The following is a 21,519-nucleotide window of genomic DNA, read 5'->3' on the forward strand; positions in this document are numbered from 1 at the left end:
TCATGCATCGACTATGATTTAGGCATTTGTCACAAAGTGCTTTTGGCTTTCGCCACGTGAATCACGGTTACGCTCGGAACATTGTTCCCGTAACCTCAAGTACTCTCAACTATCTATCAATCTCAATACAGGAGAAATGTGCCATGCGTAAGACGGCCATCATTTATGCGACAGCCCTTTGTCTGACCACCGCAACAGGGGCAGCGCAAGCGTTGACACCAATCGAGCAGTTGGGCAAAGACATCTTTTTTGATCCGAACCTGTCCTTCAACGCCAATCAAGCGTGTGCCGCGTGCCACTCGCCCGAGGTTGGCTGGACCGGACCTGACGCGGCTATTAACGCAACGGGGGGAGTGTATGAAGGGTCCATACCAGGGCGCTTCGGCAACCGTAAACCGCCTAGCTCGGCTTATGCGACATTCAGCCCGACCCTGCATTATATGATGGAAAGGAGGGAAGCGCTCTTCATCGGCGGCAACTTCTGGGATGGTCGCGCCACTGGCGAAAAACTGGGAAACCCCGCCGCCGACCAGGCACAAGGTCCATTCCTAAACCCTTTGGAACAGGCTTTGTCCGCGTCGGCCGATGTCGTTTCAGAGGTTTGTGGCAGTTCTTATGCCGACCTCTTTCAGCAAGTGTGGGGACCGGATGTCTGCGACCCGGACAAGGTGGCTGCCGCCTTTGACAACATCGCGCGCTCCATCGCTGCCTTCGAGGCATCGCCCGAATCCAATGCCTTTACCTCGAAATACGATTATTACCTTAAGGGTCTGGCCAGACTAACCAGGGAGGAGAGGAAAGGCCTGATCCTGTTCAAAACCAAAGGTAGGTGTGCGAACTGCCATGTTCTGGATCGGGGGCCCAACGGTGAGCCGCCTTTATTCACCGACTTTACCTATGAAAATCTGGGCGTGCCCCGGAATCCCGAGAACCCCTTCTACACCCAGACGGATTTCAACCCCTTGGGGGACAGCTGGATCGACCTCGGTTTAGGAGGATTCCTGGCGAGCCGGGAAGATTACCAGCAATTTGCAGCAGCGAACGATGGCAAACAGAAGGTGCCCACGCTGCGTAACGTCGACAAGCGGCCGCATGAAGGGTTTGTCAAGGCCTATGGGCATAATGGTTATTTCAAGAGCTTGAAGGGGATTGTCCATTTCTACAACACGCGGGACGTCAAGCCTGTCTGTGCCGATCCGTTCACTACAGAAGCGGATGCGCTGGCTCAGAACTGCTGGCCGGCATCTGAGGTGCCCGAGAACGTGAATATAAGGGAATTGGGTAACCTGCATCTCACAGAAGACCAGGAAGATGCGATTGTGACATTTCTGAAAACACTGTCCGATGGTTATCAACCCTAACGCGGCAATGGGTGTCGGGTCAGAGCGGTTCTTTTCATAACCGGCGGGAAAGAGGCTGGTTCGGTTAACAGCCTCAATGCCTGATTGCCGCATATCGCCCTTGGGACGATATACGTATGGACAGCGCCTCGAACAGGAAACCCGGGCTGCCCCGGTTTCCGCTGGTGCACGGCATTGGGGGCATTCCAAGGTATACGCCTCCGTTGGCTTCGAATGGGAAGGCAAGACCCGCCGCTGGGTGCTTGCAACCTAGCGGGCAGCCGACAATGGACTTTCCGCGGCCAGTTGCGGCGTCTTTGTCTGACTGATGGAAAAGGACAAAAACTGACCCTTTATGGGGAGTTCCCAGCTTCCGTATGGGTTCACACGGAGGACCGTGGGAACCAGGGCATTTGCAACTAAAGCGAGTCCTGGGCGACGTCTGCAGGGCCTGCAATTTATATCTGCAGGGCTCTGCACCTACCCTGTCTCCCGGTTCATCGGGAAAGCAGCGCTTTTAACAGCGGCGCCAGCTTATGCTGCTGCCGCTGCCTCATTTGCCTTCAAATCTGTTGGATGAGGAGCTGAGTCGAGCGCTGATTGGAGCAAGCAAGGCAAGCGAATGATAAATTCGCTGGCCTGGCCACGGCCTGCGCTGGTGGCCCAAACCTCACCGCCGTGCATGGCTACCAGGATTTTAACCAGCGCCAGACCAATGCCCAGCCCGCCTTCCGAGCGATCGATCGTGCGGTCCACTTGATAGAACAGCTCAAACAGACTGGACAGTGCCGAAGGCTCAATGCCGTGGCCGTTGTCACGAACCCGGATCAAAAACTCATGGTCCGCCGGCTCAACAGTCAGACTGATACAACCACCGGCATCAGTATACTTGGCGGCATTGTTGAGCAGGTTCGAGATGACTTGCGATAGCCGCACCAGATCGCCCTCCACATAGCGCGATTCAGGCGGCAGCTGCACCGTGAAGTCATGTCGATGAGCCTCGATCAGCGGCTGGCTGGTTTCGACCGCCCGCTGCACAATCGTCGAGATGTCAAGCGCCTCCTGCTTGAGCTCGATCTTGCCTCGGCTGATGCGCGAGACATTGAGCAGGTCGTCGATCAGTCGCACCAGACGCCCGACTTGGCGCTCGATGACGTTGCTGCACCAGGCCAGCCGTGTCTCGTCCAGGCTCGAGCGTTTCATGATGTGCACGGCATTGCCGATCGGCGCCAGCGGATTGCGCAGCTCGTGGGCCAGCATGGCCAGGAATTCATCTTTGCGGCGGTCGTTCTCCTTCAGCGCCTCTTCGGCTCGCTTTTGGCCGGTAATATCGAGCACATGGCCCACGAATCCACGCACTTGACCTTCGTCGTCAAAGTCCGGCGAGTACGTTCCGTGAAACCAGCGCGGGCCATCCTCGAGGTAGGAGGCCTGCACGGCGGTATAGGCTTGGGCCATTTCGGCGGTGTGTAGCGCCACTTGCCGGCGCAACTGCCAGGTCCACAGGCCCAGCAGTGCCAACAGACTGGTAGCAGCTAATGCGCCCCAGGCCACATAGCGAACCGGAAAGGTCGACGTTTCGTAGAGACCGAGCCATTTCCGGTAGAGCCGATCGTACTCGCCAGTGGCCTTGACGATGGCCAGCCCCTGATCGAGGCGGTCGCGGAGATCAGGGTCGCTCTTGCGCACGGCAAAGCAGAACTCCCGCCGGTATTCCTTGAGCAGGGGCCAGGGTTGACGAGTTTATCCAGACCGATCTTATGGATCAGCGCGTTGCCTTGTAGCTTCGGAGCCAGCACGGCGTCATGCTGCCCCGAGGCCAGCAGGCGAAAGCCGTCCGCCAAGTTATCGACTAATACCAGTTGCTGATTAAAGCCGCGGCTGGCCAGCACTTCATGGGCAGCATCTGAGCGCACCACGATGATGTTCAGAGCGCGGGCCTGCTCGATAAACTTGATAGGATCACTTTCTTTGCGGACGAAGAAGGTATCGTAGCCGATGGTATGCGGTTCAGTAAACGCCACCTGGCCTTCGCGTTACGGCATGCGTGTCACCAGCGGCAGGACATCAATCTCACCTGACTTCAGGCTTTGCCAGAGGGTATCCAGGCGGCCGGAATAAAAGGTGACCGGAATGTCCATCACTGCGGCAACGGCAGCGAACAGCTCAACAGCGAAACCGGCGGATCGGCCCTGCGCATCGACATCGGCATAAGGCGAAAAGTCGGTCCTCGAACCGACACGTACGGTTGCTGCTATTCGGCGCTCATGAGACCGGGAAGACTTAAGATAACCACCCAGGCCAGCAAGCAGTGCCAATCGCCTGATCCAGCGCTTCACAGGGGGACACACTTGCCTGTCAGGCTGAAGGGCTAATAGGCTATACGGTGGATGAGAAAATAGAGGAGTAGTAACAGATGCATCTGTCGCAAGACAGGGTAATGTTTTCAAAATCAATGTCCCATGCTCGGCTCAAAAGTAACAGGTCGTCTAAAAAATATATCCAAAGTCACAGTAACCGCCATATGGGATCAGAAGTCTGCCCATGCTTGGGTAATTGTCTGCTGACAGTAGCGATCATGACACCAGTTTCACTATGCTGACTATCAGTAAAATTACATAGATATTAAAATTCTGGCAGAGGTTTTCTCTAGTCGATTAATCGTGCTTGTTGGGCTATGACTGATTGCATGGTCTTGAGGGAGGCAATAGATGTTGTGCTTGACCAAAGGAATCGGGATGATGAATATCCGATATTGGCCGAACTTTGTCATTCGCGAAAGACCGAATTCGGCCCAGGATGTGTTCGAACCCGGCCGGCACGCCATAGCTCGGGGTAGGGTCGAAGACCACTGTGAGCATCTTTTCCAAAACGGTGTGCGCCATCTGCCAAGTCGAACGGTTTTGCTGAGTATGCTTATCGAGGGGCATCCCTTTCTGTTACGAACTCCGTCATGAATTTTAGAATCAAGTATGTCGAGATGGCGCCCGGGTCGGCATGGCCCAGCGATCGTTCGCCGAGCGTTTTGGCCTTGCCGATAGAGGCCGTCATCTCCTTGGTTTTCTCCATGCCTTGTTCCGCCGCACCGGCAACGGCCGACAGGCTTTCGGAGAGCGGCGCTGAGCTCATGTCTTCGGATTTCATTGCAGCAGACTGGAGCGCATCCACCATTGTCTTGTCGCCGACCTTAGCCCCGCCACGCTGCTTGACCGCCTCCAGGCCATCAAGCAGTATGTGCGACAGGACGCGGGAATCCAGCGATGGGGCGTCTCCAAGGTTCTTGGCTCCACCGCTGAAAAAGGTGCCGAAGACCGCCCCCGCTGCGCCGCCCACTGACATGAGCAATGTCGTGCCAATGGTCTTGAGCAATTCGCCTACGGTATTGAAAGATTGTCCTTCCAGTTTTTCCGCTACCGCCCCGAAGCCCCTGGCCATGCCCACCCCATGGTCGCCGTCGCCTATGGCCTTGTCGGCTTGGGTGAGAAGGTCTTTGCTCTCCACCATCCTCTGAGATACATACAGGAACATCTTCCGGACATCCTGTGCGCTCAGTTCCAAGATTGCCATGGGATCAAGCCTTCACCAATGCAAGCGATTGCGCGGGCATGTCGTAGTAGGACTTGAGCTCATTGTCCAGTCTCATCAGTGTGATGGAGAACCCCGCCATCTCTTGCGACGTGCAGTAGCTACCAATGAGCGTGTCGTGAACACTGATCCCTTTGTCCCTCAGAATCTGCTGTGCCTTGCGATTCGCTAGCAAGAGCTCCATCATCGTCGACGCGCCCAGGTTGTTGATCAGCAGGCAGACCTCATAGCCGCTTTCGAACGGGAGGTCGGACAGAATCCTGTGCATCATCTTCTCGACCAGCGCATCGGCGGTAAGCATCTTTTCCCGCGACACGCCTGCTTCACCGTGGAGTCCCATACCGATCTCGATTTCATCATCGGGAAGTTCAAATGTGGGTTCGCCGGTCTCCGGCAGCGACCCGGCGGATAAGGCAATACCCATGGATCGGGTGTTGTCGCGAGCCTTGCTGGCAATGCGGGATACCTCGTGCAGGTCGTTTTCCTGTGCCGAAACGGCACCTGCGATCTTGATGACAAACAGGTCGCCGGCAATTCCTCGGCGGTCTTCCATTCGCTCCAGTGGAGCAGAGGCCACATCGTCCCAGACCCGAACGGTTTGGGTCGCAATGCCTTCCTCGGCAGCCCGTTCAGCAGCCATGTCGAAATTCATATTGTCGCCAGCGTAATTGCCGTAGAGGTAGAGTACCCCCTTCCCCTGGTTCAGCGCTTTAGTGGCGCTGAGAATGATGTCCGGCGACGGGGCCGCGAACACATTGCCGCAAGCGGCACCGTCGGCCATGTTCCTGCCGATAAAACCTGCGAAGAGGGGTTCATGTCCGCTGCCGCCGCCGACCAATAGGCCGACCTTGTCCTTGGGTAGCTTCGACTTCACAACGGCATTCACACCGTCCAACTTTCTGACCTGCCCATGGTATGCGTCAACTAATCCTTCGAGGAGTTCCGGAACCACGTTCTTCGGATCGTTGAGAATTTTCTTGGTCTTGTTCATGCAGGCGCCTTTCTTTGTGTCCTGGGAAACCGACTCTATTGCACATCCAATCAGCATTTCCATGCCAAGGCAATATAGGCGTTGATCCACGATATCCATTAACCGTACATATCTCGATTCAAGTACACAATATGTACGAATACCCATATGTACTGACTCGAAAGATAGGCGGATATGAAATTCCAATGCCCATTCACTTCTCTACACACGCAAACAAGCATAAAGATGACCGACCTCTCACTATCCGCTTCTGGCCGACTACGGCAGGTCATCTAACCGTAAATTTACTAATTTCCAATCGCTGCTTTCATTGGAATAGTCTGTTTTTACATATTTGCAACTAAAGCGAGCCCAGGGCGACGTCTGCAGGGCCTGCAAATTATATTTGCAGGCCGTTGCACCTACCCTGCCTCCCGATTCATCAGGAAAGCAGCGCTTTTAACAGCGGCGCCAGCTTATGCTGCTGCCGCTGCCTCGTTAAGCGGTTGGCGATCAGGATGCTTTTTAATGCCGCCAGCGCCTGTTCAAAGTCATCATTGACCACCAGATAATCAAACTCGTGATAATGGCTCATTTCGGCCACGGCATCGCGCATGCGGCGGGCGATGATCTGCTCATCATCCTGGCCGCGGTTTCTAAGGCGCTGCTGCAATACGGCGGTCGAAGGCGGCAAAATGAAAATGGACTGGCTGTCCGGCAGCAGTTGTTTGATCTGCTGGGCGCCCTGCCAGTCGATTTCCAGAATCACATCCAGGCCCTGGCTCAGGTTTTCCTGCACGGTTTGCCTGGCGGTGCCGTAAAAATTATCGAAAACCCGGGCATGTTCAAGAAAGGCCTGCTGTTCCAGCATGGCCTGGAAATCGGCGATCGAGACAAAATAATAATCCCGGCCATGCGCTTCGCCGGGGCGCATCGGGCGCGTCGTATGAGAAATCGATACGGTCAGGCTGTCGAGATCGGCGACCAGCTGTTTCACCAGACTGGTTTTGCCGGCCCCGGACGGTGCAGCAATGATGTAAAGTTTGCCGTGGTTCATAAGGTCTTGTCTTAATTAAGGATGATGGGCCGGTTGGTAATAGGTCTGGGAGCGGCGGCGCCTTACTCGATATTCTGTACCTGTTCGCGCATCTGCTCGATCAGCACTTTCAGTTCGATGGCGATCTGGGTCATTTCCTTATCGGCCGATTTGGAGCCCAGGGTATTGGCCTCGCGATTCAATTCCTGCATCAGAAAATCCAGCCGCCTGCCGATCGGGTCTTTTTGCAGGAGCACTCTTAACACTTCGGCAATATGGGTTTGCAGCCGGTCCAGTTCTTCAGAGATATCCAGTTTTTGCGCCAGAAACACCAGTTCCTGCTCCAGGCGGTCGAAGTCGGGCTCGGCGGACAGCTCGGTGATTCTGTCTTTCAGCTTATTCCGCAGATTCAACAGGACTTCCGGCATGCGTTTGCCGGCCGAGGCCACAAAGCCTTGCATTTTCAGGCAGCGTTCCGTGATCAGTTCGCCTAGCTGGGCGCCTTCCCGCTCCCTAACCTCAAGCAATTGGTCCAGCGTTTGGTCGACCAGTGCCGTGATGCCGCGCTTCAGCGCTTCCCGGTCATTGTCGGGCTCCTGCTGTATGCCGGGGAAGGCCAGGACATCCAGCGCCGAGAATGACAGCGGGGCCAGCATCTGTTGCTCGATTTCACTGGCGGCCGCCAGCAGGGCCGCGACGGCATCGCGGTTAATGAGTAACTCCTGGCCGTCTTTAGCCTGTTTCTTGCTGTTTATGATGCATTCCACTTTGCCGCGTTTAATCCTGGCTCCAATGATGGCGCGCAGATCGGATTCGATAAAACGCAACCGATCCGGCAGCTTGAAGGTGATATCGCAGTAGCGGTGATTGACCGAACGCAATTCGCAACTGAGGGTCAGCTTACCGATTTCTGCTTCATTACCGGCAAAAGCGGTCATACTTTTAATCATTTTTCACCTATACTTTGTAGAGTCTTAGCTCGACAGAATTTTTTTCAATGGCCGAATACTACGATCCCGACACCTATCCGAAGCAGTGGAACTACCTTCAAACCGGCACTATTATAGACCAGTATATGATCGAGCGGGAATTGGCGCATGGCGGATTCAGCTCGGTCTATCTGGCCCGGCAGACAGCGGATCAGGTTCAGGTTGCGATCAAGGAATACTTGCCCCGCAAGCTGGCGCACCGGACCTGGAACAACATGGTTGTCGCCAACAGCGATGAAACCCAGTCCCTGTTCCGGCACGGCCGGGCCTTGTTTTTCGAGGAGGCCAAGGTTCTGGCGAAACTGAAACACCCCAATATCGTCGAGGTGATCAATTTTTTCCAGGCCAACGCCACGGTTTACATGGTTATGACCTATGACTATGGCGTCACGCTCAATAAAATTCTCAAAAACAAGCTCCTGCCGGTTACCGATGAATTCCTGCTGGCCGTCTTCAATTCGCTGCTGGACGGCGTCAGCCATATTCATGCGCATCATCTTATCCACATGGACATCAAACCCGCCAATATTCTCGTGCGCCCCGGCCATGATGCGCTACTGCTCGATTTCGGCGCCATCCAGAGCTTTCCGCATGGGCGCTTGAACAAGCAAGGCAAGATATTGACCAAAGGCTTCTCGCCTATAGAGCAGCATGATTTGAGCGCACCTTTAGGTCCATGGACCGATATTTATGCCATAGGTGCCAGCATGCGCGCCTGCCTTGAATATAAACCGCTGATTCCGGCGCCCGACCGGATGCGGCAGGATACGCTCGTGCCCGCCGTTAAAGCCTTCAAACGCAAATTTCCGCAATTTTTGCTGAAAGCCATAGACTGGGCCATGGAACTGCGCCCGGAAAAGCGCCCGCAATCGGTCGCCGAGTTGCAGCAGGCGCTTGCCGACAGCAATTAACAACCGTTCCCGATGCCTTAAAATCGAGCCCGCCTCATCCCCGGATCAGGTATACTGTGCGGTTTTATTTTAGCGGAACAGATAATGAGACCTAGCGGACGCAACCCGAATCAACTACGAGACATCAAATTTACCTGCGGCTTTACAAAACATGCGGAAGGATCTGTTCTGGTTGAATTTGGCGATACGCGCGTGCTTTGCACGGCCAGCGTTGACAACCATGTGCCGCGTTTTCTGAAAGGCAAGGGCGAAGGCTGGATTACCGCCGAATACGGCATGCTGCCGCGCTCGACGCACAGCCGCATGGGCCGGGAGGCCAGCAGCGGCCGACAAGGCGGGCGCACCCTGGAAATCCAGCGCCTGATCGGCCGCTCGCTGCGTGCCGCGGTGGATTTAAAGGCGCTGGGCGAAAATACCATCACCATAGACTGCGATGTGCTGCAGGCGGACGGCGGCACGCGCACGGCCTCGATCACGGGCGGCTTCGTCGCCTTGTCGCTGGCCGTGCAGAAAATGCTCAAACGCAGGCAAATCAAGACCAACCCGCTGCACGGACAGGTCGCCTCCGTATCGGTCGGTATCTACAACGGCGTGCCGGTACTGGACCTGGATTATGCCGAGGACAGCAATGCCGAAACCGACATGAATGTGGTCATGAACGATGCGGCCGCTTTTATCGAAGTGCAGGGCACGGCCGAAGGCCATGCCTTCAGAAAGGCGGAACTGGACGCGATGCTGGATCTCGCCGGGCACGGCATCAAGCAGCTGCTGGAAAAACAGCACGAAGCGCTGGAAAACTTCAGATGAGCCCGGCCAAGTCGCAACCTATCGTACTGGCCAGCGGCAATGCCGGCAAGATCAGGGAGATTCAGGCCCTGCTTGCCGGCCACACGATCGTTCCGCAGTCCGCGTTCAATGTCGCCGACTGCGAGGAAACGGGCCTCACCTTTGTGGAAAATGCCATCCTGAAAGCCCGGAACGCGGCCCGGCAGAGCCATCTGCCCGCCATTGCCGATGACTCGGGGCTGGTTGTCGATGCCCTGGGCGGCGCGCCCGGCGTATTCTCGGCCCGGTATGCCGGCGCCGGCGCCAGCGATCAGGACAATATCGACAAACTGCTGCGGGCACTGGACGGCGTGCCCGAGTCGCAACGCAGCGCGCGCTTTATCTGCGTCATGGTGTTCATGGAACATGCCGACGATCCCTGCCCGGTGATCGCCCAGGGCATCTGGGAAGGCCGCATACTGACGCATAGCGCCGGCGAAAACGGCTTCGGTTATGACCCGGTATTCTGGGTGCCGGAACAAAACCGCGCCTCGGCCGAACTGCCGGCAGCCGTGAAAAATTCGCTGAGCCACAGAGGCAAGGCACTGAAGAATTTGACCGCCTTAATATCAGCTAAAGAAACTTTTTAGCCCTGCCATACTCACTAAGCAAGAAACCCGGCATTAAAGCATCTGTTTTGCCGGGGTTCCGTACCGCTGCATTCAATCCGATCCGCGGCTTCGCGGGACATAGCTGAAATAAAAACAAATTCAAACCGACCGGTGCAGGAATTCGATTTACGGAAACAAGCGGCCGGATCCATAAGTAAAAAATCCATTACTTATATAGGATCCGTCTTCATCTTTTTAACGTATCGCTTATCCTGCCCGCCTTTAATTTGCTATTACTTGTGGTAAGGAGGGTTTATGAACGTCAACAGGAAATTCCGCTCCACGGCAATCATCATTTTCAATCTTTCCATCGCTGCCGATGTTTCCGCTGATCAAAACACCGGTGAATTGGATGGCATTTACAATCTCAGGCGGGGCTGGGCGGAATCGCAGGAAATTGGGGCATCGCCCAATCCCGGTGAGCCTGTCGAGCAAATAGGCCGTTATAGGGTCACTTTGGACAGGCGAGACTGGCCCCTGCTGCCGCCAGCGGAAAAAAAGAGAATCAGGAGAGTATTGACCATCAGCGGCGTTTTTCGCGGCGAACTCGTGCAGTACATCGGTCAAAATCCCTTGTTTGATCATGCTCTGGGCAACGACGATCGCACCGGCGCGGTATACACGGAAAACGATACCCTGGTTGCGCCGCCGAAAATCGTCCCCTGCGGCCCTCCCGGCCTTGTGACCATTTCAGGCGTGGAACAGATTAATCCCATTAAGGGCATCGGCATTTACAGCAATCTGCGAAGAAGCAAAATACTGGCTAATGTCACGGTAAATCAATGTACTCTGCAAAATGATTTACAATTCATTCCCGAAGTCAGCTATTTATGTTTTGAAGGAAGCACAATCTGTCCATAACCCATTTAGACTCGTGGCTGATTTGATGACAGCCCTCCGGCCACGAGACGTTTTTTTGTATATATAAAAACCCATGCCAGCCTTTGACCGTACTTTAAACGCACGCTTGCCTATTGCCCGCCGGTTCGCCAGCACTCAGGCCATCACCGACATACAACCTTTGGGCAACGGCCTGATCAATGACACGTTTCTGGTCATGACCGACGCCGCGCCGTTTGTCCTGCAACGCATCAACACGGCGGTTTTCCCGCGGCCGGCGCGGATCATGGAAAACCTGCAGGCCTTAAACAAACACCTTCAGACGAAACCCGCCGGCTCGGTTAAATTGCGGATACCGGACATTTTACCGGCGGTCGGCGGCGAGTATTACTACGAACAAAAGGGCGATTACTGGCGGGCCTTGCGCTATATCGATCATACGGAGAGCCTGGAAGTCATCGGGAGCACGCATGATGCGGCACAGGCAGGGTTTGCGCTGGGCCATTTCCATCGCCTGCTCAGCGATCTTGATCCCGGCATCCTGCACGATACCCTGCCCGGCTTTCATATCACGCCGAATTATCTGAACCGCTATGACCAGGTAGCGGCGAAGCTGCCGGCTTCATCGGCCGACAGCCGTTATTGCGCCGATTTCATAGACCGGCACCGGCACATCGCCGGCGATCTGGAAACCGCCAGGCAACAGGGCCTGCTGACCCCTCGCGTGATACACGGCGATCCCAAGCTCAATAATTTTTTGTTCGACAGGCATACTGGAACCATTGTCGGCGTGGTCGACCTGGATACCGTCAAGCCGGGACTGGTGCATTACGATATCGGCGATTGCCTGCGCTCCTGCTGCCAGACAACGGCCCCCGTCGGCTTCGATACGGATCGCTGCGCCATTATCCTGGCAAGCTATCTGGCCGAGGCCGGCGCATTCTTTACCGAATCCGATTATGCGTATTTGTACCCCGCCATCCGCCTGATTCCTTTTGAACTGGGCATCCGGTTTTTGACCGACCATCTGGAAGGCGACCGCTATTTCAAGGTGACGGAGCCGGGGCAAAACCTGCGGCGCGCGGCCGAACAGTTCCAGCTCTGCGAGGCTATCGGCAGGCAGGAACCGGCCATCAGGCACATCATAGCGCGGCTGAAAAAACAGACGCCGGAATCTTGCCGGTGAGCGCCGTCCCGTCCGGGCAGCGCCATCTGCTCATCGGTTGCGCCCTAGTGCTGCTCGGCGCCCTGGGTTTTTCCGCCAAGGCCATCTTCATCAAGCTGGCTTACGCGGCCGAAGGCCAAATAGACGCGATCAGCCTGATGGCCTTGCGCATGCTGTTTTCGCTGCCCTTGTTCCTGGCGGTTGCGCTCTGGCATAACAGGCAATCGCCGGCCGCGGCGCTGACTAAAAAGCAGTGGGCCGCGCTGACCGTACTGGGCCTGATGGGCTATTACATCGCCAGCTATCTGGATTTTATCGGCCTGCTGTACATCTCGGCCGGACTGGAGCGGATCATCCTGTTTTTGTATCCGACCTTCGTCGTGCTGTTTTCGGCGCTGTTGTACAGAAAGGGGATTTCGCTACGTGAAATAGCCGCGCTGGGCCTGAGTTATGCGGGCATGCTGCTGGTCTTCATCGAACAGCTGTCGATGGAATCATCGGGCATCTGGCTGGGATCGTCCCTGGTGTTGGCCGGCGCCGTGATCTTTGCCTTTTTCACCATGGGCAGCGGCGTCATGGGCCGGCGCATCGGCTCCGCGCGCTTTACCGCTTACACCATGACCATTGCCAGCATCGCTACCCTCGTGCATTTTGCCGTCAATCACGGCACAGCGTTGACCGGTTTCTCCGCCGAGGTTTATAAACAGGCCATGCTGATGGCGGTTTTTTCCACGGTATTGCCGGCGTTTTTCATGAATGCCGGCATCAGGCGGATCGGCGCGGGCCCGGCCTCCATTATCAGCATGATCGGTCCGATCGCGACCCTGGCCCTGGCTTTCCTGTTTCTGGGCGAGGCCGTTACCCTGCCGCAGCTGGCCGGCACGTTTTTTGTGCTGGCCGGCGTTTATGTGGTCAGCCGCGCCAAGTCCTGATTCAGGCGATCACTTCGGCGCGGTAACGGTAAACCCTGATGGTATCGGACCAGTAGCCGGGAGCGAGCCCCGCTTTCTGTTTCAGATGCCTCAGAAACTGTTCGGGGTCAGGCAGCGATTCCCACACCGACGGCAGGAACGTGCCGCGCCGGCGCCCCTCGGCCAGAATCAAGCCATCGACGCCGGCCTGCAACTGTTGCAGCAAATCCTGTTCCGAGCTAAACGAAAGCGGCTCAGGCGGCGTCAGAATGGAAAGATGAATCTCCAGATCGCTCAGTTCATGCGCCTCCACCGGCTGAAACCGGGGGTCCATAAAAGCCGCGGAAAAAGCGTTTTTGGCGATATCCTCGGCCAACGGCCTGATGGCATCCAGCGTGCCGATGCAGCCGCGCAGCTGATGCTGCTTCTGCAGCGTGACGAACGTGGCACGCTGTTCCGACAGTTCCGCCGGATACTCGGTTAAATCGATGACCAGCGGCTTGCCTGTCTGCAGGCCATGCTGAATGGAATAGCTTGCCAGCGCCTTCAACCGGTGCTGGTGTTCTTTATTCAATGACATAAGCCCCATAACCCACCACTCTTGCTTTATCTCCCCCGGTATCGCCGGAGTTGCGCAAATCAATGGTTCTAACCGAGAGAGACTTGTCCCGCGCCAGCTTCAGCAGCCCGCTGACCGGCACCTTGCCGCAGGCGGACTCGAACACCAGCTGCTCATACTGCAGATGTTCTATCGCTTCGCTGGTCGAGCGATCCAGCTGTTGCGCGGTCATGTAATCATGATAATGGCTCAGATCGGAACTGACCACGATCAGCGTCTCATCATGGCCCCACATCAGCTCGATCACCTGGCTGACCTGCTCCGGCGTGGCATCGCCCGCGACGATGGGGATCAGCTTGAAGCCATCGAGCATCTCCTGCAGAAAAGGCAGATGCACTTCCAGGCTGTGTTCATACGTGTGCGCCTGCTCAATGTATTCGACAAAAGGCAGCTTCACCAGCGTCTTGACCGCCTCCTCATCGACCTCGATATTGCCCAAAGGCGTGCTGAACGTTTGCGCCCGGCTCACGGCCAGCCCCCTGAACGCGACGCGATGGGACGGACCGATCAACACCACTCTGTTGATCAGATGCCTGGCGCCTTTCAGGCGCGCATACGCGCTCGCGGCAACCGGGCCAGAATAGATGTAGCCCGCATGCGGCGCGATAATCGCTTTGGGAACTTTCGCGTCGGATTGGGCATCATTTAAATACCGATTAAGCATTTGATGCAGCTGTTGGGGATTGGCGGGATAGAAAGTTCCTGCCACAGCGGGTTGTCTATTCATTGAGCGTTCCTGTTATGTTGCTGGAGAAAACTGGCGTTGGCGCAAACCGTTGAAGTTAGTTGAACTATTGTGCTGGAAATAAAATATCCCCACTAGTCCCAATGTTATAAACCGATTATTACCGAAATGTGACCATGTGACCTGTTGATGGTTCCGGGAGAAATTAATGACTGTTTTTGTGGCCCCCGACATAGTCAAAACGCGGCATTGGCACCGCCTGGACGATGGCCGTATCCAGTGCGATATCTGTCCGCGATTTTGTAAATTGCATGCCGGTCAGCGCGGCCTTTGCTTTGTCAGACAAAATCTGGACGATGAGATCGTCATGACCAGTTACGGCCGCTCCAGCGGTTTTGCCATCGACCCGATCGAAAAAAAACCGCTGAACCACTTTCTGCCCGGCACCCCGGTCCTGTCCTTCGGCACGGCCGGCTGTAATCTGGCCTGCAAGTTCTGCCAGAACTGGGACATCAGCAAATCGCGCGAAATGGACAGGCTGATGAGCCAGGCCTCGCCCGACGCGATTGCGCGGGCGGCGCTCGACCGGGGCTGCGCCAGCGTCGCTTATACCTATAATGATCCGGTGATTTTCCACGAATACGCGATAGACACCGCCCAGGCCTGCCGCGACCTGGGCATCAAATCGGTGGCGGTATCGGCCGGCTATGTCTGCGCCGAGCCCCGCGCCGAGTTTTATCAATGGATGGATGCCGCCAACATCGACCTGAAAGCCTTTACCGAGCGCTTCTACCATCAGATTACCGGCGGCCATCTGGAGCCGGTGCTGGAAACGCTTAAATACATCAAACACGAAACCTCGGTCTGGCTGGAGCTGACGACCTTGATTATTCCCGAAGAGAATGATTCGGAAGCCGAACTGGAAGCGATGACGCAATGGGTCGCCGAAAATCTGGGGCCGGATGTGCCGATGCATTTCTCGGCTTTCCATCCCGACTGGAAAATGCGCGATAAACCCCATACGCCGGCAAAATCGTTACTGCTGGCGCGGGACATCGCGCTGAAAAACGGCGTGCGTTACGCCTATGTCGGCAATGTGCACGACAAATCGGCCAGCAGCACTTATTGCCATAATTGCGGCTCCTTATTAATAGGCCGCGACTGGTACGACCTGGACGAATGGAACCTGGATAACTCAGCCTGCCGTTTCTGCGGCGAACGCTGCGCCGGCGTTTTCGACCAACACCCCGGCGATTGGGGCGGCAAGCGCCGGGCGGTCACCATGAACCGGGCGACGTAAGACCAGGCCAACAGGATCCGGTTAAAGCTCCGTAGGTCGGGTTTACCCTAAAGGGCATAAAAGCGCAGCGTAACCCGACACTTTCGCGCCCCAATGCGCCGACTTGGCTTCGACCTGTCGGGTTACGCCAAGGGCTAACCCGACCTACGGTTTTTTGGGCTTAAAACTCATATACCCCTTCTCGATCGGGTGGAGGTAACGGGATTGCGCCCGTTACCTCTGCCACACCACCGCACGTGCGGTTTTCCGCATCCAGCGGTTGGAATCAACGGCTAAGCCGCTCAAGGTTTTGCTTCTTGTCGATACATCTTACGTTGTAAACGCCCTGTTACTGCACTCGCCACATCCGGCTTCGCCTACTTCTTGGAATCCACCAAAGGCCGTAGGTAATACACCAACAAACGGAGCCTTGAAATCGTCATGTTCCGCTATATTGCTGACTTGTTTGAAATGGCGGTTTGCTGCGCGAAACCGCCCTGCACTACTGGTCATGTTGGCCATGAAATAAAGAAAAGCGACGGCGCCAGGTTGGTCGGCGGTGCTTGATTCGCGGTGAATTCCAGGTTGAAAACAAGCAAGGATTGCCGCCGGCAGGCCGGATTTAGATGTTTTGATCATGTGAAACAACCTATTAAACAATGTTATTTAACATAGTTAACTAACGTTTCGATTTTTCCCTGCTCCGGCGTTGATTGCCTGAATGAGACATTGGCAAGAGCCACGCATAAAAACCCTACAAAAATCAATCAATTAATACAAGCATGGCGAACAGGCAAAAGGTTTACGCTTGTCCGCTTAAATATTGGCACGCTATTTGAGTATTTTTAACCGGCTTATTTACCCAAATTAAGTTCAATTAGCTGTCATTTCCGGATGCTACAATCCACTAATATACTAACGGATCGGCCAAGCCGGTTTTTCCCGGGTTTACCCCTTTCTTCAGCTATAAAATTCAACCATGAAATTAACAAAATCTATTTCGTCGCATTTGATAGCTATTCCTTTTGTTTTACATGCGCCATCTTTAATGGCCGAAGAGAACGAAGAAGAGACCGTCGAGCTTGAACGCATGGAAATCCGGGGGGAAATCATTCGCCCCAACATGACCGGCGTGCTGCCTGAGCAGGGCGGCATCAACGACGCGGCGCATTTGCTGCAAAGGGTGCCGGGCGGCAATGTCAACGGACTCGGGCCGTTATCCGGCATTGCCCAGTACCGCGGGTTGTACGGCGACCGGGTGAATGTCGATTTCAAAGGCATGAACTACAAACCGGCCTGTACCAATCAAATGGACGCGCCATTGAGCCATGTGCCGGCGGCCATGACCAGTCTGTTAAAAGTCTATCGCGGCATCGCGCCGGTCAGCAGCGGCATCGAAACCATCGGCGGCGCTATCGTCCAGGAAACCAAGCGTCCGGAGTTTAATGAAAACGGCACGCTGCTGGACTGGACCGGCAAGTTCTCCGCCGGTTTCAATAGCGCCAACGACGGCTGGTACGGCGCGTTATACAACGGCCTGACGACCGAGAATCACCGTCTGCATGCCTACGGCAGCAAGGAATTCGGCAACGATTTCAGGTATCCCGGCGGCGAAAACACGCCGACCCGGCATGACCGCGAAGCGGCCGAAGTCGGTTACGGCTTTCGTTATCGGGAGCATGTTTTCGATCTCGATTTTAACTATAACCATACCCGCCCGACCGGGACCCCGGCACTGCCGATGGATATTGTCCTGTCCGAAGGCGGCATCCTGACCGGCTCCTATGAAGGCAAAATCAGCGATGACATCAACATCAAGGCCTCCTATAACTATCAGGATATCCGTCATACGATGGATAACTTCAGTCTGCGGCAAGTCGCGGGCGCAACCCCCATGCAGCGCAACCAGAACCGGCGCCTTTCCACCAATTACTCCGACGGCTTCGGTTACAGGCTGGCGATCGATTTTCCGCTGCTGTCCGGCACCATGACCGTCGGCGCCGACGGCGATAACGCCAATCATGATGCCCTGGTGACCAACCCAAGCAATTCGGCTTTTTTCATTCAGAATTTTAACGGCGCGGAACGCGACCGTTACGGTTTTTTCTCGGAATGGGTCGTCTCGCCGGTTCAGGATTGGACCGTGGAACTGGGCGCGAGGGTCAACCATATCGAAATGGACAGCCGGACGGTGTCCACCAGCCAGACGTCAAATTTAGCCTTGCCGGCAGCCGCGCGCCAGAGATGGCAAAGAATCGCGGATAACTTTAACACTCAAAACCGTGCTAAAACCGATTTCAATTACGATCTGACCGGCGTTATTCGCCATAATCTGACCAGCGAACTGGAAGTGGAAGTCGGATTTGCCCGTAAAACCCGTTCGCCGAGTTATCAGGAACGTTATTTATGGGCGCCGTTCGAAGCGACAGGCGGCCTGGCCGACGGTTATCTGTACATAGGCGACCTGAATCTGCAGCCGGAAAAATCCTATCAAGGCGAACTGGGCTTTACCTGGCGTAAAGGCTCGCTGTATTTTGCCCCGCGGGCGTTTTACCGCTACGTCGACGATTATATTCAAGGCGTTGCCGCGCCGGATGGCGATGCCAAGGCGCTCGCGGCCGGACAAAACCCCAAACCCTTGCTGCAATACGCCAACATCGACGCTATCCTGTACGGCACGGATGTGGAAGCCGGCTTCAGGTTCATGGAGAACTGGCGGGTCGACGGCATGATCAGCTACGTCAAGGGCGACCGGGCCGATGCCGACGATAACCTGTACCGGATCGCGCCCCTGAACGGCTTGATTTCGCTGTTTTATGAAGACGTGAAATGGAAACTCGGCACCGAGGTTGTCGGTTACTGGCGACAGGGCGATGTTTCCAAATTCAATCAGGAAGTTAAAACGTCCGGTTACGCATTGTGGAACATCCGCGGCCAGGCCGAGCTCTATAAAGGCCTGCAGCTCGGCGTGGGTGTTGAAAACCTGCTCGATAAGGAATACCGTGTCCACCTGAACGGCCTGAACCGTGCCATCGACAACATCGAAAACGGAACCGCTATCGGGGAACGGCTGCCCGGGATAGGTCAAAATGTTTATGTCACCTTGAATTATGAGTGGTAGTTGTTAGTGAAAACAAAACGTAGGTTTCGATTAAAACCGGGTTTGCTCGGGCTTTGCCTGTTGTTTGCAGCATCGGCCGCGGCGCAACAAGCCGTCGACAAAGCCCTGCAGGAACAGTTGTCAGCCCAGAAGCAAGGCACTCAAACGCAAAAACGCGTCGATAAATTAGACGATCAGACTCAGGCAATGCTGGAGGAGTATCGCAGCGGCACCCTGAGGCTTGAGGATCTGTCGGCTTACAACACCCAAATGGAACGCCTGATCGACGACCAGAAAGCCGAGATGAGCAAAAAAGAAATCCAGATGCGCGATATTGTCGAAATGGAACGACAAATCGCGCCTTTTTTGCAGCGGATGATCGATGTATTGGCCGAATTCGTGGCCCTGGACACGCCGTTTCTGCCCGACGAGCGGCAACAGCGGCTGCAGCAGCTGACGCAGATGATGCACCGGTCTGACGTCTCGGTCACCGAAAAATACCGGCGGATCATGGAGGCGTACCGGGTCGAGGCCGAATACGGCCATACCCTCGAAGCCTACCAGGGTACGCTGAACGGCGACGGTGAGCCGCGTTCGGTCGAGTTTTTGCGGCTGGGCCGGGTCGGCCTGTATTACCTGACGCTCAAAGGCGATGAAGGCGGTTACTGGCTGCGTTCGAGCAAGCAATGGGTGCCGTTGGACGCCTCCTTGCGCGAAGCGCTTGAAAAAGCCATCCGCGTCGCGAAAAAACAAACGCCGCCCGATCTTCTCATTTTGCCGATCATGGCCCCGGAGGCTAAGCCATGAAGCTGTTCAAACTGCTTTGCATCTTTTTACTGGTCTCTTTAAGCCATGCCGCACAGGCCGCCGCGACGCTGGACGAACTGGTGTCCCGGGTGCGCCAGGAAGCCGGAAAGGATCTCCGCTACGATGAGGAGCGCGAACGCCGTTTCATCAAGGAACGAAACCAGCAGCAAGCCCGGCTTAACAGCCTGCGCGCCGAACTGGCGGAAGCCGATAAACGTGCCGATGCCTTTCGTGCCGCCTACCAGGAAAACGAGGCCAGACTCGCCGAGCTGGACGGGCAAATTGCCGCTCAAGCGGGCGAGCTGAACGACTTGTTCGCGATGGTGCAGCAGAACGCCGCCGAAGTCGGCTCGCTGCTGGACCGCTCGCTGATTTCCGCGCAGGACCCGGAGCGCGGCGCGTTTCTCGACAAAGTCATTCAACGCGAATCCGCGGTTTCGATGGAGACGCTGCAAAATCTATGGCTGGTCCTGATCGATGAAATGCATGAAACCGGCAAGGTCGCGCGCTTTACAGGCCCCGTGATCACGCTGGAGGGCGAGGAAAAAATGCAGACCGTGACGCGCATCGGGGCTTTCAACGCCGTCGCCGACGGCAAGTTCCTGCGCTTTTTGCCCGACAGCCATAAACTGGTCGAGCTCGCCCGGCAGCCGGCGCCACGCCATCAGCGCATGGCCCGGGAACTGGAACAAGCCGAGGACGGCTGGCGCACGATGGCGGTGGACCCGTCCAAAGGCGCGATTCTGGCGCTATTGGTGCAGTCCCCCGACCTCATCGAACGGATCAACCAAAGCGGCGCCATCGGTTACCTGATTCTGGCCATCGGCGTCGCCGGCTTGCTGATCGTCTTGTGGCGCGGCGCGGTTTTGACCACGGCCTGGCGGCGCATCAAAAGCCAATTGCTTGAGCAAGAGAATTTCGACAACAATCCGCTGGGCCGGCTCAGGAACAGCGTTGCCACGATCCCGGCCAGAAGCAGCGAAATCCTGGCCGCGCGCCTCGATGAATCGGTCAGCCAGGAAAGCAGCCGCCTGTTTTTCGGCCTGACCTCATTGACGGTCTTCGCCGCCGTGACGCCGCTGATGGGATTGCTGGGCACCGTGATCGGCATGATCGAGACCTTTCAGTCCATTTCCCTGTTCGGCACCGGCGATCCGAAATTGATGGCGGGCGGCATTTCCTACGCCCTGGTGACGACCCAGCTGGGCCTGGCGGTCGCCATCCCGCTATTGCTGCTGCAAAGCTTCCTGCATGCCCAGGCCAACCGCATCGTCGAAATCCTCGATCAACAAAGCAACCGTTTGTTTGAGCAGCACGATCAGACGCTGGAACCCTGAGCATGGAAAAGGTACTGAATTTCTTCGATCAAGGCGGCGGCCTGCTCTGGGCGATTCTGGCGGTTTCCGTGCTGATGTGGATGCTGATTCTGGAACGGTACTGGTTTTTTTATTTTCAGCTGCCCCGGTTGAAAGCCGAACTGCTGGAATACTGGCGGAACCGTTCCCCGTCGATCCCGCATTTTAACGAGCAGCGTTTAAAGGACAGCCTGACCTCGCAGTATTTCAAGCAAGTGTTTCGCGGATTGAAAACGGTCGACATCTTGACCCAGATTCTGCCGCTGCTGGGCCTGCTCGGCACCGTTTCCGGCATGATCAAGGTTTTCGAGGTCATCAATGCCTTCGGCGCGGGCAATGCCCGGGGCATGGCGGCCGGCATTTCCGAGGCCCTGATCACCACCATGGCGGGACTGATTACCGCGTTGTCCGGCCTGTTTTTCGCCGCCAGTCTCGAATCCCGCGCCCGACATGCGCGCGAACGGTTCACCGCTCAATTAACCGATCAATGA

The 21,519-nt window shown here is 56.0% G+C and carries 20 protein-coding genes and 1 pseudogene; 12 read left to right on the plus strand and 9 right to left on the minus strand.

Annotated elements, in window-relative coordinates:
* Positions 1-143 precede the first annotated feature (143 nt).
* Entirely contained in the window at positions 144-1,361 is a 1,218-nt protein-coding gene (locus EK22_RS18340; RefSeq protein WP_020158670.1) for a cytochrome-c peroxidase, read from the plus strand.
* Positions 1,362-1,874: 513 nt separating this feature from the next.
* Here the strand turns inward: EK22_RS18340 and EK22_RS25480 are convergent.
* The 6 genes and pseudogenes from EK22_RS25480 to EK22_RS18375 all read right to left on the minus strand — a co-directional run bounded on the left by EK22_RS25480 (position 1,875) and on the right by EK22_RS18375 (position 7,881).
* Positions 1,875-3,029, minus strand: coding sequence for a sensor histidine kinase (locus EK22_RS25480; protein ID WP_081917962.1), 1,155 nt, complete (start codon positions 3,027-3,029; stop codon positions 1,875-1,877).
* 110 nt (positions 3,030-3,139) lie between these two features.
* Positions 3,140-3,691, minus strand: a pseudogene (locus EK22_RS25350) (transporter substrate-binding domain-containing protein); the annotation flags it as partial.
* A 565-nt stretch (positions 3,692-4,256) separates the two neighbouring features.
* Positions 4,257-4,907 (minus strand): dihydroxyacetone kinase subunit DhaL, encoded by a 651-nt coding sequence (gene dhaL / locus EK22_RS18360; RefSeq protein ID WP_036253340.1) that lies wholly within the window; start codon positions 4,905-4,907, stop codon positions 4,257-4,259.
* 4 nt (positions 4,908-4,911) lie between these two features.
* Entirely contained in the window at positions 4,912-5,916 is a 1,005-nt protein-coding gene (locus tag EK22_RS18365; RefSeq protein ID WP_036253399.1) for a dihydroxyacetone kinase subunit DhaK, read from the minus strand.
* A gap of 421 nt (positions 5,917-6,337) precedes the next feature.
* Complete coding sequence (gene gmk / locus EK22_RS18370; RefSeq protein ID WP_036253342.1) at positions 6,338-6,952, minus strand: guanylate kinase; 615 nt, start codon at positions 6,950-6,952, stop codon at positions 6,338-6,340.
* Positions 6,953-7,014: 62 nt separating this feature from the next.
* Positions 7,015-7,881 carry a YicC/YloC family endoribonuclease gene (locus EK22_RS18375; RefSeq protein ID WP_036253344.1) on the minus strand — a complete coding sequence of 289 codons (867 nt, stop codon included), beginning with the start codon at positions 7,879-7,881 and terminating at the stop codon, positions 7,015-7,017.
* 47 nt (positions 7,882-7,928) lie between these two features.
* Between EK22_RS18375 and EK22_RS18380 the strand changes: the two genes are divergently transcribed.
* The 6 genes from EK22_RS18380 to EK22_RS18405 all read left to right on the plus strand — a co-directional run bounded on the left by EK22_RS18380 (position 7,929) and on the right by EK22_RS18405 (position 13,204).
* The gene (locus tag EK22_RS18380) at positions 7,929-8,831 is read left to right on the plus strand and encodes a serine/threonine protein kinase (RefSeq protein ID WP_020158676.1); all 903 of its coding nucleotides are present in this window, start codon (positions 7,929-7,931) and stop codon (positions 8,829-8,831) included.
* Positions 8,832-8,915: 84 nt separating this feature from the next.
* A complete protein-coding gene (rph, locus tag EK22_RS18385; protein WP_036253347.1) occupies positions 8,916-9,638 on the plus strand; it encodes a ribonuclease PH in 723 nt (240 codons plus the stop codon).
* A complete protein-coding gene (gene rdgB / locus EK22_RS18390) occupies positions 9,635-10,246 on the plus strand; it encodes an RdgB/HAM1 family non-canonical purine NTP pyrophosphatase (protein WP_020158678.1) in 612 nt (203 codons plus the stop codon). The genes rph and rdgB overlap by 4 nt, the downstream gene beginning before the upstream one ends.
* A gap of 276 nt (positions 10,247-10,522) precedes the next feature.
* Positions 10,523-11,128 (plus strand): hypothetical protein, encoded by a 606-nt coding sequence (locus tag EK22_RS18395; protein WP_036253357.1) that lies wholly within the window; start codon positions 10,523-10,525, stop codon positions 11,126-11,128.
* 73 nt (positions 11,129-11,201) lie between these two features.
* The gene (locus tag EK22_RS18400) at positions 11,202-12,293 is read left to right on the plus strand and encodes a phosphotransferase enzyme family protein (RefSeq protein ID WP_036253359.1); all 1,092 of its coding nucleotides are present in this window, start codon (positions 11,202-11,204) and stop codon (positions 12,291-12,293) included.
* Positions 12,290-13,204, plus strand: a complete 915-nt coding sequence (locus EK22_RS18405) for a DMT family transporter (RefSeq protein WP_036253402.1) — start codon at positions 12,290-12,292, stop codon at positions 13,202-13,204. Before EK22_RS18400 ends, EK22_RS18405 begins: the two co-directional genes overlap by 4 nt.
* 1 nt (position 13,205) lies before the next feature.
* Here the strand turns inward: EK22_RS18405 and amrA are convergent, their stop codons facing one another.
* Both amrA and amrB read right to left on the minus strand, forming a co-directional pair.
* A complete protein-coding gene (gene amrA / locus EK22_RS18410) occupies positions 13,206-13,763 on the minus strand; it encodes an AmmeMemoRadiSam system protein A (RefSeq protein ID WP_020158683.1) in 558 nt (185 codons plus the stop codon).
* Complete coding sequence (amrB, locus tag EK22_RS18415; protein ID WP_020158684.1) at positions 13,750-14,529, minus strand: AmmeMemoRadiSam system protein B; 780 nt, start codon at positions 14,527-14,529, stop codon at positions 13,750-13,752. Before amrB ends, amrA begins: the two co-directional genes overlap by 14 nt.
* A 166-nt stretch (positions 14,530-14,695) precedes the next feature.
* Between amrB and amrS the strand changes: the two genes are divergently transcribed.
* Complete coding sequence (gene amrS / locus EK22_RS18420; RefSeq protein WP_036253361.1) at positions 14,696-15,787, plus strand: AmmeMemoRadiSam system radical SAM enzyme; 1,092 nt, start codon at positions 14,696-14,698, stop codon at positions 15,785-15,787.
* Between the two features lie 309 nt (positions 15,788-16,096).
* Here amrS and EK22_RS24765 read toward each other — a convergent pair whose 3' ends face one another.
* Positions 16,097-16,405, minus strand: coding sequence for a hypothetical protein (locus EK22_RS24765; RefSeq protein WP_036253364.1), 309 nt, complete (start codon positions 16,403-16,405; stop codon positions 16,097-16,099).
* A gap of 409 nt (positions 16,406-16,814) precedes the next feature.
* On the opposite strand from EK22_RS24765, the gene EK22_RS18430 reads away from it, so the two are divergent.
* The 4 genes from EK22_RS18430 to EK22_RS18445 are packed head-to-tail and all read left to right on the plus strand — an operon-like array spanning position 16,815 to position 21,519.
* A complete protein-coding gene (locus tag EK22_RS18430) occupies positions 16,815-18,887 on the plus strand; it encodes a TonB-dependent receptor plug domain-containing protein (protein ID WP_036253368.1) in 2,073 nt (690 codons plus the stop codon).
* Positions 18,888-18,893: 6 nt separating this feature from the next.
* Entirely contained in the window at positions 18,894-19,673 is a 780-nt protein-coding gene (locus EK22_RS18435; RefSeq protein ID WP_235209446.1) for a DUF3450 domain-containing protein, read from the plus strand.
* Positions 19,670-21,010, plus strand: a complete 1,341-nt coding sequence (locus EK22_RS18440; protein WP_036253370.1) for a MotA/TolQ/ExbB proton channel family protein — start codon at positions 19,670-19,672, stop codon at positions 21,008-21,010. Before EK22_RS18435 ends, EK22_RS18440 begins: the two co-directional genes overlap by 4 nt.
* 2 nt (positions 21,011-21,012) lie before the next feature.
* On the plus strand, positions 21,013-21,519 hold the full coding sequence (locus tag EK22_RS18445) for a MotA/TolQ/ExbB proton channel family protein (RefSeq protein ID WP_020158690.1): 507 nt from the start codon (positions 21,013-21,015) through the stop codon (positions 21,517-21,519).

The sequence above is a fragment of the Methylobacter sp. BBA5.1 genome, from assembly GCF_000746145.1.
GTDB classification, from domain to species: Bacteria; Pseudomonadota; Gammaproteobacteria; order Methylococcales; family Methylomonadaceae; genus Methylobacter; species Methylobacter marinus.